This window comes from Hallella bergensis DSM 17361 (assembly GCF_000160535.1).
Classification (GTDB): Bacteria; Bacteroidota; Bacteroidia; order Bacteroidales; family Bacteroidaceae; genus Prevotella; species Prevotella bergensis.
Genome location: NZ_GG704780.1, coordinates 198,878 through 215,351, shown reverse-complemented (window position 1 = coordinate 215,351; position 16,474 = coordinate 198,878). Strand labels below are relative to the sequence as shown.

Annotated in this window: 12 protein-coding genes; 7 read left to right on the top strand and 5 right to left on the bottom strand. The window is 49.5% G+C overall.

Going from position 1 to position 16,474, the window contains the following annotated elements:
• Positions 1 to 229: 229 nt before the first annotated feature.
• A complete protein-coding gene (locus HMPREF0645_RS00835) occupies positions 230 to 973 on the bottom strand; it encodes an SDR family NAD(P)-dependent oxidoreductase (protein WP_007172889.1) in 744 nt (247 codons plus the stop codon).
• A 115-nt stretch (positions 974 to 1,088) separates the two neighbouring features.
• Between HMPREF0645_RS00835 and sppA the strand changes: the two genes are divergently transcribed.
• The 4 genes from sppA (at position 1,089) to thiL (ending at position 5,997) form a co-directional block, all read left to right on the top strand.
• Positions 1,089 to 2,858, top strand: a complete 1,770-nt coding sequence (gene sppA, locus HMPREF0645_RS00830; RefSeq protein ID WP_007172888.1) for a signal peptide peptidase SppA — start codon at positions 1,089 to 1,091, stop codon at positions 2,856 to 2,858.
• Between the two features lie 36 nt (positions 2,859 to 2,894).
• Positions 2,895 to 4,094: a tetraacyldisaccharide 4'-kinase gene (gene lpxK / locus HMPREF0645_RS00825; RefSeq protein ID WP_007172887.1), complete on the top strand. Its 1,200-nt coding sequence runs from the start codon at positions 2,895 to 2,897 to the stop codon at positions 4,092 to 4,094.
• On the top strand, positions 3,979 to 4,788 hold the full coding sequence (locus HMPREF0645_RS00820) for a purine-nucleoside phosphorylase (RefSeq protein ID WP_083793788.1): 810 nt from the start codon (positions 3,979 to 3,981) through the stop codon (positions 4,786 to 4,788). Before lpxK ends, HMPREF0645_RS00820 begins: the two co-directional genes overlap by 116 nt.
• A 96-nt stretch (positions 4,789 to 4,884) precedes the next feature.
• Positions 4,885 to 5,997: a thiamine-phosphate kinase gene (gene thiL / locus HMPREF0645_RS00815; protein WP_007172885.1), complete on the top strand. Its 1,113-nt coding sequence runs from the start codon at positions 4,885 to 4,887 to the stop codon at positions 5,995 to 5,997.
• A 141-nt stretch (positions 5,998 to 6,138) separates the two neighbouring features.
• Here the strand turns inward: thiL and HMPREF0645_RS00810 are convergent, their stop codons facing one another.
• The 4 genes from HMPREF0645_RS00810 to ppdK form a co-directional block, all read right to left on the bottom strand.
• Positions 6,139 to 7,443 carry a Fic family protein gene (locus HMPREF0645_RS00810; protein ID WP_007172884.1) on the bottom strand — a complete coding sequence of 435 codons (1,305 nt, stop codon included), beginning with the start codon at positions 7,441 to 7,443 and terminating at the stop codon, positions 6,139 to 6,141.
• Between the two features lie 105 nt (positions 7,444 to 7,548).
• Positions 7,549 to 7,845 carry a hypothetical protein gene (locus HMPREF0645_RS00805; protein WP_007172883.1) on the bottom strand — a complete coding sequence of 99 codons (297 nt, stop codon included), beginning with the start codon at positions 7,843 to 7,845 and terminating at the stop codon, positions 7,549 to 7,551.
• 4 nt (positions 7,846 to 7,849) lie between these two features.
• Positions 7,850 to 8,398 carry an ORF6N domain-containing protein gene (locus HMPREF0645_RS00800; RefSeq protein WP_007172882.1) on the bottom strand — a complete coding sequence of 183 codons (549 nt, stop codon included), beginning with the start codon at positions 8,396 to 8,398 and terminating at the stop codon, positions 7,850 to 7,852.
• Positions 8,399 to 8,626: 228 nt separating this feature from the next.
• The gene (gene ppdK / locus HMPREF0645_RS00795) at positions 8,627 to 11,347 is read right to left on the bottom strand and encodes a pyruvate, phosphate dikinase (protein ID WP_007172880.1); all 2,721 of its coding nucleotides are present in this window, start codon (positions 11,345 to 11,347) and stop codon (positions 8,627 to 8,629) included.
• Between the two features lie 1,320 nt (positions 11,348 to 12,667).
• Here ppdK and HMPREF0645_RS00790 point away from each other — a divergent pair.
• The 3 genes from HMPREF0645_RS00790 to rlmD all read left to right on the top strand — a co-directional run bounded on the left by HMPREF0645_RS00790 (position 12,668) and on the right by rlmD (position 16,459).
• Positions 12,668 to 12,886, top strand: a complete 219-nt coding sequence (locus tag HMPREF0645_RS00790) for a hypothetical protein (protein WP_007172878.1) — start codon at positions 12,668 to 12,670, stop codon at positions 12,884 to 12,886.
• 37 nt (positions 12,887 to 12,923) lie between these two features.
• On the top strand, positions 12,924 to 14,819 hold the full coding sequence (locus HMPREF0645_RS00785; protein ID WP_007172877.1) for a hypothetical protein: 1,896 nt from the start codon (positions 12,924 to 12,926) through the stop codon (positions 14,817 to 14,819).
• Positions 14,820 to 14,989: 170 nt separating this feature from the next.
• Positions 14,990 to 16,459: a 23S rRNA (uracil(1939)-C(5))-methyltransferase RlmD gene (gene rlmD, locus HMPREF0645_RS00780; RefSeq protein ID WP_007172876.1), complete on the top strand. Its 1,470-nt coding sequence runs from the start codon at positions 14,990 to 14,992 to the stop codon at positions 16,457 to 16,459.
• The last annotated feature ends 15 nt before the right edge of the window (positions 16,460 to 16,474 follow it).

Here is a 16,474-nt window from a genome sequence, read left to right as displayed (position 1 = left end):
TTCATCAGTTGATAGGAGTGTCAACTGTTGTTTAGAATTAGGTTTCATAAGTATAAATTCATCATGATATGTGGCAAAATTACGGATAATATACCTATCAGGCCTTGTTAATTTTGATTTAAGGCCTGCGATTTTTGACCATTCACCCGTTTTTTTACCACCATCTCCAACTGACAACAATATTTAAAACATGTTGGGGATGTGTCGATGGGCTTCGTGTGCACGTATGCTACATGCCGTCCTTTGCGCCGGTCAGCCGCAGCCTTCGCCAAACAAAAGAGGGCAGCAACCGCCACAGCTTCACCACGATACGCCAGCGCCAATCGATGATTCTCACGTGCATACCATGAGTGATGGCTGCCATCATTTCGTCTGCCACCTCGTCTACAGAAAGTGTCATTGGAAAATGACTTCCCCGGATAAGGTCGGTATCCACAAAGCCCGGCCTTAGGTCGGTGAACCTGATGTTTAGTTTTCTGTTGTTGGACAGCTGTTCCAGGGCCTGAATATATGTGCCTTGAAACGATTTAGTTGCACTGTAGCTGGCTGCCGGCCCCAGTCCCTTGGTACCCGCAATGCTTGATATCACAGCGATGTGGCCTCCACCATGCGTGGCCATCCACCTGAACACCTCACCCACCATCCGTGCAAAGCCGAAGCCGTTGGTTTGGATGGTGTTTTGCTCGATGTCAGCATCGAGTTCAGGATTTTGCTTTCCGATGCCCGAGGCATGGAAATACAGGTCTACTCCACCAAGTTTTTCAATCAGGGCGCGCATCTTTTCTGCTGCGTCGTCAGCCGTTACGTCTATCCGGGCAACAACGGGTCGGTCGGCATGTGTCTCCCCGAGCGTCTCCAAAATCTCCACGCGGCGTGCAGCAAGTCCCACCTGCCAGCCATCCCTGATCAGGCGCTTGGCTACCTCCATACCCAAACCGGAACTGGCGCCCATCACAATTGCTTTCTGTTTCATAATACAAAAATAACAATTTGTAAAACAAAACAGTGTTAAATGCACGGAACTTTCAGAAAATTACAGTATATTTGCATCTATCATATCATTTCTCACATAAGCATTAACAACACAGATGAAAGACTTTTTAAAATACGTTGGAGCTACAATCGTTGGTTTGATTATTTTTGGTGTAGCCCTGTCTGTCCTTGGAGTGATGAGCATTGCAGGCATGATTGCCTCTTCTGAGGCGACACAGAAAATAAAGGAGAACAGCGTGCTGGTCATCGATCTCAACGGTGTGATGCAAGAACAGGCCGACGAGAGCATCAGTACCCAACTGAGCGGCAACACCAATCTTGGATTGCGCGAAATCCTTTTGGCCATAAAAAAAGCAAAAAACAACGAGAACATCAAGGGTATCTACCTCAATGCAGGAGCCTTGCAAGCTGACATGGCTCAGTTGGAGGAAATACGCAACGCCCTCGAGGGTTTCAGGAAAACGGGCAAGTGGATTGTGGCCTACGGCGAAACCTACTCACAGCCATGCTACTATCTGGCTTCCGCAGCCAACAAAATATACATGAATCCACAGGGTGCCATAGACTGGACCGGCATCGGAGGACAGGTGGTGTTCCTCAAAGACACCTACGCGAAGATCGGTATCAAGATGATTCCCTTCAAATGTGGCAAGTACAAGAGTGCAACCGAAATATACACCGAAGACCACATGAGCGAGCCCAGTCGGCAGCAAACTGAACGCTATATCGGTGGGTGGTGGCAGACGATATGTCAGGCCGTATCCAAGAGTCGCGGCATTAGCACAGACACGCTCAATGCATACGCCGACCGGGTGATTACATTGGAAGACCCGAAAAACATGGTGAAGTACAAGATGGTGGACGGTCTGCTGTACAACGACCAAGTGAAAAATACCGTCAAGAAGCTCCTGAAATTAGACGAGGATGACGCCATCAACCAAATTTCAGTCAACGGAATGGCCAATGTCCAGGAGGATACGGACGGTGATGCCATTGCCGTGTATTATGCATATGGCAACATTGTCAATGAGGATGTGCCTCAAAACTCGTTTCTGACCCCAAACCTCATTGTGGCCAAAGATGTTTGTAAAGACTTGGCCGAACTGGCCGACAACGATGATGTCAAAGCTGTGGTTCTCCGAGTGAACTCGGGTGGAGGGTCGGCCTACGCCTCCGAGCAGATATGGCGACAGGTGGAACTGCTCAAGGCCAAGAAGCCCGTCGTGGTGTCTATGGGCGGTGCGGCAGCTTCGGGTGGCTACTATATCAGTGCGGGTGCCAACTACATCTATGCCGAACCGACAACCATTACCGGCAGTATCGGCATCTTCGGCATAGCCAGAGACCGCTCCGACCTGATGACTCGAATGCTCGGCGTGAAATACGATGAGGTGAAAACCAATCGCAACTCGACCATGGGCTCAGAAGTAAAACCCATGACGGCAGAGCAATTCGGATATATTCAAAGCTCGATAGACCGCGGGTACATGCTTTTCAAAAACCGTGTGGCAAAAGGACGACGCATGTCTATGGACAAGGTGGAGGCTTATGCACAGGGGCACGTCTATCTGGGAAGCGATGCCCTGAAGTTGGGACTGGTGGATGGCTTGGGTGGTTTGGACAAGGCTGTGGCCAAAGCTGCCCAACTGGCCAAGGTTGAAACGTATTACACCACCAACTACCCGGCCCCTGCCAGTCTGTTCGATCAGATTATGAAGAGCACCGAGGGGCGCGAGGATGGCATTCTCGATGAAAAGCTGCGAATCGCACTCGGCAACTTCTACGAACCGTTCATGCTGATTCGAACCACCGAGGCACACACCGGATTGCAGGCCAGAATGCCCTTTATGATTCAACTAAGATAAACGAAAAGCTTTCCCCGCAAAACTGATGAAGGACGCATGCGAACAGAAGGAGATCTCATCAAAATAAACGAATGGCTGCTACCTCTCAGCTGGTTATATGGCATCGGAGTGGGCATACGGAATCAACTCTTTGAGCTTGGTGTGCTTGAACAGAGGCCGTTCGACATTCCTGTGATCTCCGTGGGAAACATCACGGTCGGCGGTTCGGGCAAAACCCCGCATGTGGAATATTTGGTTAGACTGCTGAAAGACAAGGTCAGGGTTGCTGTATTGTCACGGGGATATAAGCGCAAAAGCCGTGGCTATGTGCTGGCCAAGGACAATTCTGACATGCGCGACATCGGCGACGAACCCTGTCAAATGAAGCAAAAGTTCAAGGATATTTATGTGGCCGTCGATAAGAACAGACGCAACGGAATTGAACGCCTTACCTCTGACCCTGAAACCAACGACGTCGATGTTGTCCTGCTCGACGATGCATTCCAGCATCGCTACGTGAAACCGGGCATCAACATCCTGTTGGTGGATTATCACCGGCTCATTATCTACGACAAACTCCTGCCGGCAGGACATCTGCGCGAACCCATGAAAGGGAAAAACCGTGCCGATATCGTGATCGTCACCAAATGCCCCAAAGACTTGAAGCCCATGGAGTTCAGAGTTCTGACCAAAGCCATGGACCTGTTCCCCTATCAGGAATTGTTTTTCACCTGCGTTGACTACGACACGCCCCAGCCCGTGTTTCAGCAGGAAGCGCCAGTCTTGGGCACAGGCAGCAAGAAACCCCTGTCGGTTCTCTCCGGAAAGAATGTGCTGCTGCTCACAGGCATTGCCTCGCCCGAGCAGATGAAAAACGACCTGCGTTCGAAATGTAGGACCATCGAGTCACTGGCTTTTGCCGACCATCATCTGTTTAAAGCCAAGGACGCCGAAAAGATCAACCGAGCCTTTGCCAATCTTCCATCACCGAAGATTATGATTACCACAGAGAAAGATGCCACACGCCTCATCAAGCTCAACGGACTTTCGGAAGAGGTGCGGGCAAACCTATTCGCCCTGCCCATCAAGGTAAAATTCCTATTGGAACAAGAAGAAAAGTTTAAATCTAAAATCATTAGCTATGTACAAAAAAATTCAAGAAACAGCATCCTGGTTAAAAGAAAGGATGACGACAAGCCCAAAGACGGCCATCATTCTGGGAACAGGCCTGGGACAATTAGCTTCAGAGATAACTGATTCGTACGCTTTTTCATACAAGGATATCCCCAACTTCCCCGTTTCAACCGTTGAGGGACATGCCGGACGACTGATTTTCGGCAAGCTGGGAGGCAAAGACATCATGGCCATGGAAGGACGCTTCCATTATTACGAAGGCTATACCATGAAAGAGGTTACCTTTCCAGAGCGCGTGATGTACGAATTGGGCATCGAAACACTTTTCGTCAGCAACGCAGCCGGAGGAATGAACCCGGAGTTCGGCATCGGTGACCTGATGGTCATTACAGACCATATCAATTTCTTCCCCGAGCATCCACTGCATGGCCCTAACTTCCCAACAGGTCCCCGTTTCCCCGACATGCACCAGCCCTACGACTGCAAACTCATCGCCTTGGCTGATGAGCTGGCCAAGGAAAAGAATCTCAAACTCCAACACGGTGTATATGTTGGCGTTCAAGGACCTACCTTTGAGACGCCGGCAGAATACCGTATGTTTCGCACCATAGGCGGAGATGCCGTCGGCATGTCCACCGTTCCTGAGGTCATCGTGGCACGGCATTGTGGCATCAAGGTATTTGGCATGAGTATCATCACGGACCTGGGAGGATTCGACACCCCAGTACAGGTGAGCCATGAGGAAGTGCAGCAAGCGGCCAATGCAGCCCAACCGAAAATGACAGAAATCATGAGAGCCATGATACAACGGTCGTAACATGATTAATAGATTATAAAAACACAGGTGCTTATAGCCGACAACCAACAGCTATAAGCACTCCTTTAATTTCCCAACTCCCCATCATTCAATCCCATGGAAATTTCCAAGCTCGGAGAATTTGGTCTCATAGACCACATCACCAAAGACATCCAACTCAACAACGCTTCTTCCATTTTTGGCATCGGCGATGATTGTGCCGTGATGCACTACCCCAACACCGAAGTGCTCATCACAACCGACATGCTTATGGAGGGCATCCATTTTGACCTGACCTACGTCACCATGCAAGAACTTGGCTACAAGGCGGCTATGGAAAACATATCCGACATATTCGCCATGAACGGCACACCACGTCAAATGACTGTATCCATGGCCATCGGCAAAAGGTTCAAGGTCGAAGATATCGAAGCTTTCTACAAAGGGTTGCGCAGTGCATGCGACAAATGGAGCATTGATATTGTGGGAGGCGACACCACCTCCTCTTACACAGGACTGGCCATCAGTATCACCTGCATTGGGGAAGCGCGCAAGGAGGATATTGTTTATCGAAATGGCGCAAAGGAAACCGACCTGGTTTGTGTAACCGGAGACCTGGGGGCTGCCTATATGGGACTGCAACTCCTCGAGCGCGAAAAGGAGGTTTACTATCAGCAAATTGACGATATCAACCGGAAAATCAAGGAAGCCCAAAAGGCGGGTAACGAAGAGGCAGTCAAGCACTTCCAGGAGCAAGGCTCCCACATCGCCAATTTCCAACCCGACTTTGCCGGCAAGGAATATTTATTGGAACGACAGCTCAAACCCGAAGCACGCGGTGACATGATCCAACTCCTAAGAGAACACAACATCCGTCCCACAGCCATGATGGATATCTCTGATGGGTTGAGTTCCGAACTGCTTCACATTTGCAAAAGGAGCAATTGCGGTTGCCGGATATACGAAAAAAACATTCCAATCGACTACCAAACGGCAATTATGGCCGAAGAACTGAACATCAACGTAACCACCGCTGCCATGAATGGTGGCGAGGATTACGAACTCCTTTTCACCTGTCCGATTGGCGATCACGACAAATTACAAGACTTAGAAGAAGCCGGGGTTAAGCAGATTGGCTATATCACCAAGCCCGAACTCGGCGTACGTCTCATTTCTCGAGACCAACAGGAGTTTGATATCACCGCACAGGGCTGGAACCCGCTGCAATAAGAAGCCCAGCCCTTGGAATCATCGCCTGCAAAGACGAACTTAGGCGGAAGCCCCCTGATAAATCGGGGCTGTCCGCCATATTATTTTGCATTCTACCTCGAATGCCTATTCTTCCACCGCTACCTGCACCGCTCCTAACGATCAGCGAACGTCCGTATTTTCGTTTGTCATCAAATACGAGCAATATTTATGAAGCAGATTCGACAGAGGTAAGTCGCCCTTTTGATAACGCTCTGCATCGAGTGGCAATATTCTTTCACAAATTTTTCTTTGCCCTTTGAACAGGGCATTGAAATAGGGTTTGCCATTCTCTGAGGTAATATGTACATCGGTAAAGAACGGAGTGAGGTCTTCTGCATCAAAGACAATAGAATAGCTTGGGCGCTTGGCTCCGGGAATGTCTTCTATCAATACGTTCTTGCTGACAAGATCCTGTATGTCACGTATGGCTGTATCCTTCGAACACTTCGCCAACGATGCCCAGGTCTTGGATGTTATCTTTGCCTCATAGCCATCGAGGAAGCGATTAAGCACCTGTGTTTGTCGCTCGGTCATAGGCACGGCTGCTGCCTTTTGCCAGAAAAAACTCTTGTTCAAGATGGTTGTAACCAAGGCATCTGCCTCGTCCAGCGCATCAATCAATTTCTGCATATACCACACCAACCATTCCGTGATGTCACCCTCCCCACGTTGCATGCGCTCCAGTATGTCGTAATAGCGGTTTTTGTCTTTATTGATTTGAGACGAAACATTATAGAAACGCAGGTCTATCTTCTCTCCACGTGCCAGAAGCATGTCAGAAAGAATGCGAGCCAATCGTCCATTGCCATCTTCGAAAGGATGAATGCTGACAAACCAAAAATGAGCTATAGCCGAACGGATTACACTACCAACCGAGTCATCGCCATCAAACCAGGCTATAAACTTTTGCATCTCGCCTTCTATCAGGTCAGGAGATGGGGCTACATAATGAATCTTCTCACGACCAAACATCCCACTGACAATATGCTCCTCGCTTGTGCGATACTGTCCAATCTCGATTGGAGTGCCCTCGCTGAACCCGGTTGGAAAAAACGCTGATTGCCAAGCGCACAGCTTCTCTTTACTGAGAGGTTGGTCATAGTTCTTTACAGCTTCGAGCATCACACCCACCACAGAGTCAACATAGTGAGAAGGGGCAGTGTATTTCACATTCTCTATTCCTAATTTTCGGGCGATTGAAGAGCGTACCTGCTCCTCGTTCAGACGTATGCCCTCAATCTCAGAAGAATACACAACGTCATGTGTCAGGTTCTCTGCCATGGCTCTGAGTTTACTGTCAAAGCCAAGCGAACTTAATCGACCGTAAAGCAGACCTTGTTTACGGCAGACTGTCTCCTGAAGGACGGATACCTCGGAGGCATCCCAATGGAAGTTTGTCCAATCCTCTCTTTCGTGTATATACATCCGGTTCTCTTTCTATGTGCAACAAAGTTCGACGCTAAACGTCGCAGATTCTGCGACAAAAATAAAGAAAAGATGTCGAACCGTCAAATAAAACCCCAAAAAAAATCACATCGTTGGCATCTTGGGGATATTGCTTAGTGAAGAGTGCGGTAATGTCATAGTGATGTCGAAGTTTATTCGGTTGGTGACGTGTTCAGAAACATTGCCACTCAAAACCTTAATGTTGGCTCCTCCATCTTTTTGACCTTCTACCGATAGGTCGAAATGCACCGTGCATGAAAGTCCGACCTTGCCAGTTGTTGGACTGACCAAGTAATCTTTACCATCTGACTGGTCAATGGCGTTCTGCACGCCCTCTGCTATCTGAGTAAGGGTGTCATTGATAAACTCTTTCAATTCCATAGAGCTACTGCTTTTTTCTCTTGATCGTATGCTTGAGTTTCAGCACGGCAAAATTAAGTTCAATCTCTGTCTCAGTCTCATCAGTTTGAAAATCGTCACCAAAAAGATCATCCACAATCTCGCCACTGCGCTGCATGAGCGACTTCTGCTTGAACTCGTCCGGATTCTTAGCCATCTCGCCAATCGTACGCGACAGCTCGCGCAACTTGGCGTAGGCTTCAATAATCGTAATTGTCGTTTGCGTTGCCTTGTCACCCTTTAAGATCGTAGCGAGCATATACAGTCCTTTTTCTGTGAAAGCCTTCGGCATCACACGACTCTTGTTCAAGTTTGTGGCCAAAAATTTTGACCGCAAATGCGCAAGTTCTTCTTTGTCAACCTCGAAGACGTACCCCTCAGGGAATTTGTCTGGGTTGTTCCTCACGGGTTGGTTCACCTCCTTGGTCTGCACACCGTACAGTTCCGCCACCGCAAAATCGGGAATGACATCCTTCCCTCTGAGGCGAACAATCTTGTCGATCACCGTATCGTATCTTATCCTGCCAGAAGCCATCCTTTCTTGGTCTCCTTACTATAGTGCCATAATATATTTTTAATTCTGTTGGTAAACATTTGGTAAACACATTTGCTGCGAATGGTGTAAGAATTGGTAAACAAATCGCTTCAAAAGTACACGGAAAGTGTGTACAAATGCACATCTGCTCCTTTACCAAATTAGGCTGTAACCCCTGTTTTATCAAAGGGTTACAGCCTAATTGACTGTGTATTAGAGAAATGCGTTCTACTCCTCTACTGCTGCCTGCGCCGCGGCGAGGCGGGCGATTGGCACGCGGAATGGAGAGCAGCTCACGTAGTTGAGGCCGGCACGATGGCAGAATTTAACCGATGAAGGCTCACCGCCATGCTCGCCGCAGATGCCGCACTTCAAGTCCTTGCGAACCGAGCGACCCTTGTTCACGGCCATCTGCACCAGCTGACCCACACCGTTAACATCGAGCACCTGGAACGGGTCCACATCCAGAATTTTCTTTTCCAAATACGAGGGCAAGAAGCTGGCGATGTCGTCACGGCTGTAGCCGAAGGTCATCTGTGTCAGGTCGTTGGTACCGAAGCTGAAGTATTCTGCTCGCTCAGCAATCTTGTCGGCTGTCAGGGCGGCACGCGGAATCTCGATCATCGTTCCCACTTTGAACGGAATCTCCACACCCTCTTCCTCAAAGAGCTTCTGTGCGGTTTCGCGAATCACTTTTTCCTGAGCATCCAACTCATTGACCATACCCACCAAGGGCACCATAATCTCCGGACGGGGGTCGTAGCCCTCCTTCTTCAGCTGCACGGCCGCACCCAAGATGGCACGTGTCTGCATGGCCGTAATCTCGGGGAAGGTATTGCCCAAGCGACATCCGCGGAGTCCCAGCATCGGGTTACTCTCGCTCAGCGCCTGCACGCGGTTCTGTATTTTCTTCACATTCACACCCATATCCTCGGCCATGGCCTCCTGACCGGCAAGGTCGTGGGGCACAAATTCGTGCAAGGGGGGGTCGAGCAGACGAATGTTCACAGGCAGTCCGTCCATGCATTTCAGGATGCCATAAAAGTCCTGTTTCTGATAGGGCAACAACTTTTCAAGTGCTTTTTCACGACCCTCGGTGCTGTCTGCAAGTATCATTTCGTGCATGGCCTTGATCTTCTCGTTCTCAAAGAACATGTGCTCCGTACGGCAGAGTCCGATGCCCACGGCCCCAAACGTTCTAGCCACTTCGGCATCGCGCGGGGTGTCGGCATTCGTGCGAACCACCAACTTGCTGTATTTCTCACAGAGCTTCATCAGTTCAGCAAAATCGCCGGTCACCTCTGCAGGGCGCGTGTTGACTTCTCCGAAATACACCTCCCCGGTCGTACCATTCAGCGAGATGTAGTCGCCCTCTTTCAATACGGTACCGTCGATGTCCACTGTGCGTGTCTTATAGTCCACGATGATGGCTCCGGCTCCACTCACACAGCATTTGCCCATGCCTCGGGCCACCACGGCCGCATGCGAGGTCATTCCGCCACGTGCCGTGAGGATTCCCTCGGCCGCACTCATCCCGGCCAAGTCTTCGGGCGATGTCTCGATACGAACCATCACCACGCGCTTGCCGTCGGCATGCCAAGCCTCGGCGTCATCGGCAAAGAACACAATCTGACCACAGGCCGCACCGGGCGAAGCGGGCAATCCGCGAGTCAGCACACGAGCCAGTTTCCGAGCCGTCTTGTCAAACACGGGGTGCAGCAGTTCGTCGAGCTTGTTGGGCTCACAGCGCAGCAACGCCGTCTTCTCGTCTATCTGTCCCTCGTGCAACAAGTCCATGGCAATCTTCACCATTGCCGTTCCGGTGCGCTTGCCGCTGCGGGTTTGCAAGAACCACAGCTTGCCCTCCTGAACGGTAAACTCCATATCCTGCATGTCGTGGTAGTGCTCCTCCAACTTGGCCTGCAGGGCGTCCAGCTCCGCATAGATCTCGGGCATGGCCTCCTCCATCGACGGATATTCATTCGCACGCACATCCTCGTCGATGTTTTGCAGTTTGGCCCAGCGCAGCGAACCCTCCTTGGTGATCTGCTGCGGGGTACGTATGCCGGCCACAACGTCCTCACCCTGTGCATTGACCAAGTATTCGCCGTTGAAACGGTTCTCGCCCGTCGCAGCATCCCGGGTGAAGCACACGCCCGTGGCAGACGTGTCGCCCATGTTGCCAAACACCATGGCCATCACATTCACGGCCGTTCCCCACTCCTGGGGTATACCCTCCATCTTGCGGTAGAGAATGGCGCGGTCGTTCATCCAACTGTCAAACACGGCACAGATGGCTCCCCAGAGTTGCTCCATGGGATCGTCGGGGAAATCCTTTCCGGTTTGCTTCTTGATGGCCTCCTTGAACAGCACCACCAATTTTTTCAGCTCGTCCACCGTCATCTCGTTGTCCAACTGAATGCCGCGTTCGGCCTTCACTTGCTGGATAATGGCCTCAAACGGATCGATGTCTTCCTTGTTCACGGGTTTCATATCCAACACCACGTCGCCATACATCTGTACAAAGCGGCGGTAACTGTCATATGCAAAGCGCTCGTTGCCGGTCTTCTCAACCAGTCCTCTCACCACCTCATCGTTCAGTCCGAGGTTCAGAATGGTATCCATCATACCGGGCATCGAGGCGCGCGCACCCGAGCGCACACTCAGCAGCAGCGGATTAGTCACGTCACCAAACTTCAAGCCCATCAGTTCCTCGGTGTGCTTCACCCCGTTCTCCACATGCGCTTTCAACAGGGCGACCACTTTCTCCCGACCCTTTTCAAAATATTCATTACATACATCCGTGGTAATGGTAAAGCCCGGAGGCACCGGCACTCCAATCAGGTTCATCTCGGCCAAGTTGGCACCCTTGCCACCCAGCAGATTCTTCATATCTGCCTTGCCCTCGGCCTTTCCATTTCCAAAAAGGTAGACTCTTTTCTTATCCATAAGTTTTTGATTGATAAATAGTTACTTTTGTTATTTTAAAATCTATTGCAAAGATAACGATTTTAAATGATTTCCAACAAGTTTTTAGTCGAAAATGTAAGCCCAAGGTTACAATTCTTTCATCATCATGCCTGTGCTGTCCTCCAAGCAAACCGAAAGACATGGGTCACGGCGCGGCAAAGACGTCGTCCACACGTGCTGTCGACTATGGTATCGCCGCACTGAAATCATCATGAAAAGATCGAACAAAACCCTTCTGAATTTTCGCTTATTCTCGACCGGACGTCCCCTCGTGCGCCAATTCGTCCGTTTTTAGGTTTTTTCCATTTCTCGCTGTTTATCAGAACATTGTATCACTTCCCCTCTTGCGACACATCAATGTTCATCCTCCCGTCGTGCGATTCGGCTGTTTTGGCCGTGCGGTTAGGCCTTCGTCGCCCCGCGGGTAAGCCCGAACCCTCGTGCCGCTATTGTCCCACGGTAGCGCAAGTAGACCCTAACCGCAGGATGTCAGTGCCTTTTCGCCTCATTCTCCGCACTCCCATCCACCGAAAACATGGCGCTTTTCGCACTGGAATACCCTGTGCCCGAGCATCTGTTTTTTTGATAATTTTATTACAACTAAGCAATTCATAATTCACAATTCATAATTCATAATTATTCGCAAGCTCATCAACTCGTCAAAATTAGGCTGCGCGTTTGCAATTCACAATCTGTAGGGGCGTGATTTATCACGTTCCGCCAACACAACTATGCAGCACGGCGGAACGTGATAAATCACGCCCCTACGAAATTAAGGTTCAGGTTGATGAGGGTTGTAGGGATATTCTTATATGGTTTGCGCAGCAAACGTAATGATATTCTGCGATGAGCTTTGCGATTATGATAATATATTCTTCAGATATTCTAAGATTCGGCGAAGCCGAGAGGAGGAGTTTGCAATTCACAATTCATAATTCATAATTTATAATTAGCTGCGCGGTGACTCTTCACTCTTCACTCTTCACTCTTATCTCTTCACTCTTATCTCATGATTGGCGGAACGTGATAAATCACGCCCCTACGAATCCGCGCGTAAACATAACAGAAAATTAATAAAATATAATTTTTAATGTTTTTATTAACATTTTCTTGCGCGTTCTATATCATATGCGTACCTTTGCAGGGTAAATTGATATCAAATGCGAACAGGTAACGGACTTCTAAATTTTATTTTAGCCTATTTGCTCAAGGGTAAGTTTTTATTCCCTTTTATTCGTAAGTATAGGTTTATCATATATTTACTCATCATTATTTTGCAAAGATTAATAAGAAAGAAAGATGAAAAGAAAGTATCAAATCCCACACATTAGCGTCATCTCCATGAAGGTGGAGGACCAATTGCTCGCTATTAGTAATGTGACGACCACTGACCCCACAGATGGTGGAGACCCTACGGGTGGTAATGGCAATACTCCAAATCCGTTTAAAACATCTGGTGCCAAGGCTGTGCAGTTTGACGTAGAAGAAGACGTAGAAGAAGATTTTAAGGTGTGGTAATCACCACCCCCAGTATCAACCCTGAAAAAACAAAGCAATGAATACAAAAATGAAATGTTTTACGGCAGTCAGCTGCGCCATGGTAGCACTGTCCGTAGTCACATCATGCCAAAACGATGACCTCAGCCAACCGGCAGAGCTGGCAACCAACGGGCACACGTACCGTATTGAGGCTGGTGTTCAAGCCGCACCTGATGGAGAAGGCACACGCGCGTTGACGGAAGATGCATCAAGCGTCATTCACTCGGCTTGGCTGCAAAGCGACAAAATGATAGCCTATTGCCTCAATGACCAAGACCAAAGCAAAGAAAAACAGTACAACTTGCTGCAGAGTGCTAATGCAGGACAAGGAAGCAAGTTCGATGGTACGTTCAAAGCCGTGAACACCATCACCACCAATGATGAAATTTGTTTCTTCTATCCTGGGGCAGCATCGCAAGGCAAAGGTGCCACAATTAACTCGACTATGAGACAGACTGGCGATGGAAAGAAAGCTCCTTTGGTTTACTACGAACAACAGCCAACGATTAAGCAAACAGTTGAACTGAACCTCACAGAACAGGACGGTACTGCCGAAACTATCGGCAAGAAGTTCGACTATCAATGGGCGAAAGCCAAACCCACCACTGTCAACGGTACTGACGTCAAGGTTAAATCAGTCAAAATGCAACGGCAGATTGCTATTTGGGGACTTCGATTTGCCAGCGATGAAGGTAAGATATTGACCAGCATTGACTCGGTTTATATTTCAGGTGCGAAGTCGGTCGACGTGTTCGACCTTGGTACGGGTAAGTTCATAGAAGACAATGTTAACGACGAGAGCGACAACATTGTACTGAAGCCAGCTAATGGTAAGTTCACCTCTGCTAATGGTAAATATACCTACGCTGCCATACTGCCAGGCACTTACCCAAGAGTGCTGATTACAGCCTTTGTAGGCGACAAATGTTATGCGCTCGAATATAACAACATCAAATTAGAGGCCGACAAGGTGTACCGCACCGATGTAATCAATATGCCACAGACCGTAGCTAATCCATACGTTGAGGTGCAGGGTGTGAAATGGGCGACGGGTAACTTCATCCACTATGTTCAGGGCAGTACAGGCGAAGAGTATTGGGGCGTCGCACCCACACAATGGTGGATATCGCAACACTATATTCAAGATAAAACAACTAATCTATGGATAACCTCGCAGTTTGTGCATGATGGACTTGAGTCCGATATCAACGACCTTGACCTATTTAGATACGGTGATATAGACAAAGCTCTCGATCTGACAGTTGATAATAATAAAGTAGGAGCGCAGAATATTCTTAAAAAGTTTTATAAGCGTGAAGGACTTTTAGGCAATAAACAGGTAGAGATGACGGAAGATGAATTTAAAAACAATCCTAAACTTGCAGCTTGGGGTGATATTGTATGGTATTATACCCGGAATAACAACCAAAAGTATCGCATGCCGACTGATGCCGACATGAGCTCGCTCTACAACGATGCCAACGTGATACCTGCTTACTGCTACTCTAACCATAGTCGGCGGATATATGGTGCTTTCTTCTACACCAACACTGGCGGGCAACGCAAGAAGACATTCCCCACGCGCGTCAATGCCTTGTACAAATATACTAATGTGACAGCACTGGTACGTGCCAACAAAGGACTGTTCTTGCCTATCACAGGAAGGCGGACATCTAGTAATTCTAAAATAGGTTATAGGGACATGACCTACTCCGCTGGGGCATATGGGCAGTACATGACATCGGAAACAACAGCGAGCACAACAGTTCATGCTTTCCACTTTGGCCCAACTGAGTGGAACTACCCAGGCGCGAGCAGGACATTTCAAGCCCAGGCGATCCGCCCAGTATGGGATCCAACGAGTAGCACCACGCCGAATGAAGTTTTCCCTGCCTTCAAGGATATTCACTAAGCTGAAGGCAATACCCTAACAAAAAAGCTGAACCCCCTGCCGGAGGTTCAGCTTTTTTTGTTAGGGGCTGGGCTCATGGGCATGCGCGCAGCCTAAAAACCATATTTTATGACCGTGCGGCAGGCTATTGTCGGGATTATTCGTTACCTTTGCAGCCAAATTATTGTATAATGAGTAGGAAACGAAAGACGCTGCCGCTGCTCCAAGGCGTGACCATAGAGGCCGTGGCGGCTGAGGGCAAATGTATTTTTCATCATGAAGACCAAGTGGTGTTTGTACCGTTCTGCGTGCCCGGCGACGTAGTGGATGTGCAAATCATCAAGAAGAAGCATCGCTACTGCGAGGGTCGGGTGGAACGGTTTGTGAAGCTGAGCGAGGTGCGCGCCAAACCCGCATGCGAGCATTTCGGCATTTGTGGGGGCTGCAAATGGCAGAACCTGCCCTATGCAGAGCAACTCAAAGCCAAGCAACAGCAAGTGGAAGACCAGCTGAGGCGCATCGGCAAGGTGGAGCTGCCGCAACTGAATCCTATCATGGGGTCGGAGAAAATCTATGAATACCGCAACAAGTTGGAGTTCGGATGCTGTAGCAAACGATGGTTCACACGCGAGGAACTCGACAATGCCGAACTCAACTTGGACAGCGGAAACCATGCCGCCATCGGGTTCCACATCGCAGGCGCTTTTGACAAGATCTACCCCATCAGGAAGTGCTGGCTCATGGACGATGTGCACAACGAGATACGCAATGAGATTGAACGCTACGCCAAGGCTACGAACATGACCTTTTATGACGTGAGGGCGCAGCGGGGATTACTGCGCTCGCTGATGTTCCGCACATCGAACACGGGTGGGTGGATGGTGCTCGTGCAGTTTCATTATGACGAGCCTCAAGACGAGGAGAAAGCGCAAGCGCTGCTGCAACACATCGCCGACCGTTTCCCGCAGATCACCTCTTTAATCTATGTAGACAACCAAAAGGGCAACGACACCTTTGGCGATTTGGACCTCATCACCTATCAAGGCACCGACTGTATCTACGAGACGATGGAAGACCTGAAGTTCAAGGTGGGACCGAAGAGCTTCTACCAGACCAACACCGACCAGGCCTACCATCTGTATAGCGTGGTGCGCAACATGTGCTTCAAGGGTAGCGATTCGGGTGATGGAGACGAGTCGGGCACCGAGCGCCGCCCGCTGATCTACGACTTATACACCGGTACGGGCACCATTGCCAACTTTGTTGCCAAAAAGGCAAGCCAAGTGATTGGCATAGAGTTTGTACCAGAGGCTATTGAAGATGCCCAGGTGAACAGCCGCATCAATGGCATTGAGAACACCCAGTTCTTTGCGGGCGACATGAAAAATGTGCTGACCGATGATTTTATCAGCGAGCACGGATGTCCCGACATCATCATCACCGACCCACCGCGGGCCGGCATGCACGAGGATGTGGTGCGCGTCATTCTGAATGCCGCACCGGCCTGCATCGTCTACGTGAGCTGCAATCCGGCCACTCAGGCCCGCGATTTAGCACTGCTCGACCAGGACTACAGGGTGGAGGAAGTGCAACCGGTGGACATGTTCCCCCACACGCCACACGTGGAGAACGTGGTGAAATTGACCAGAAGGCGGAAGTAAAAGCCCAGATAACCC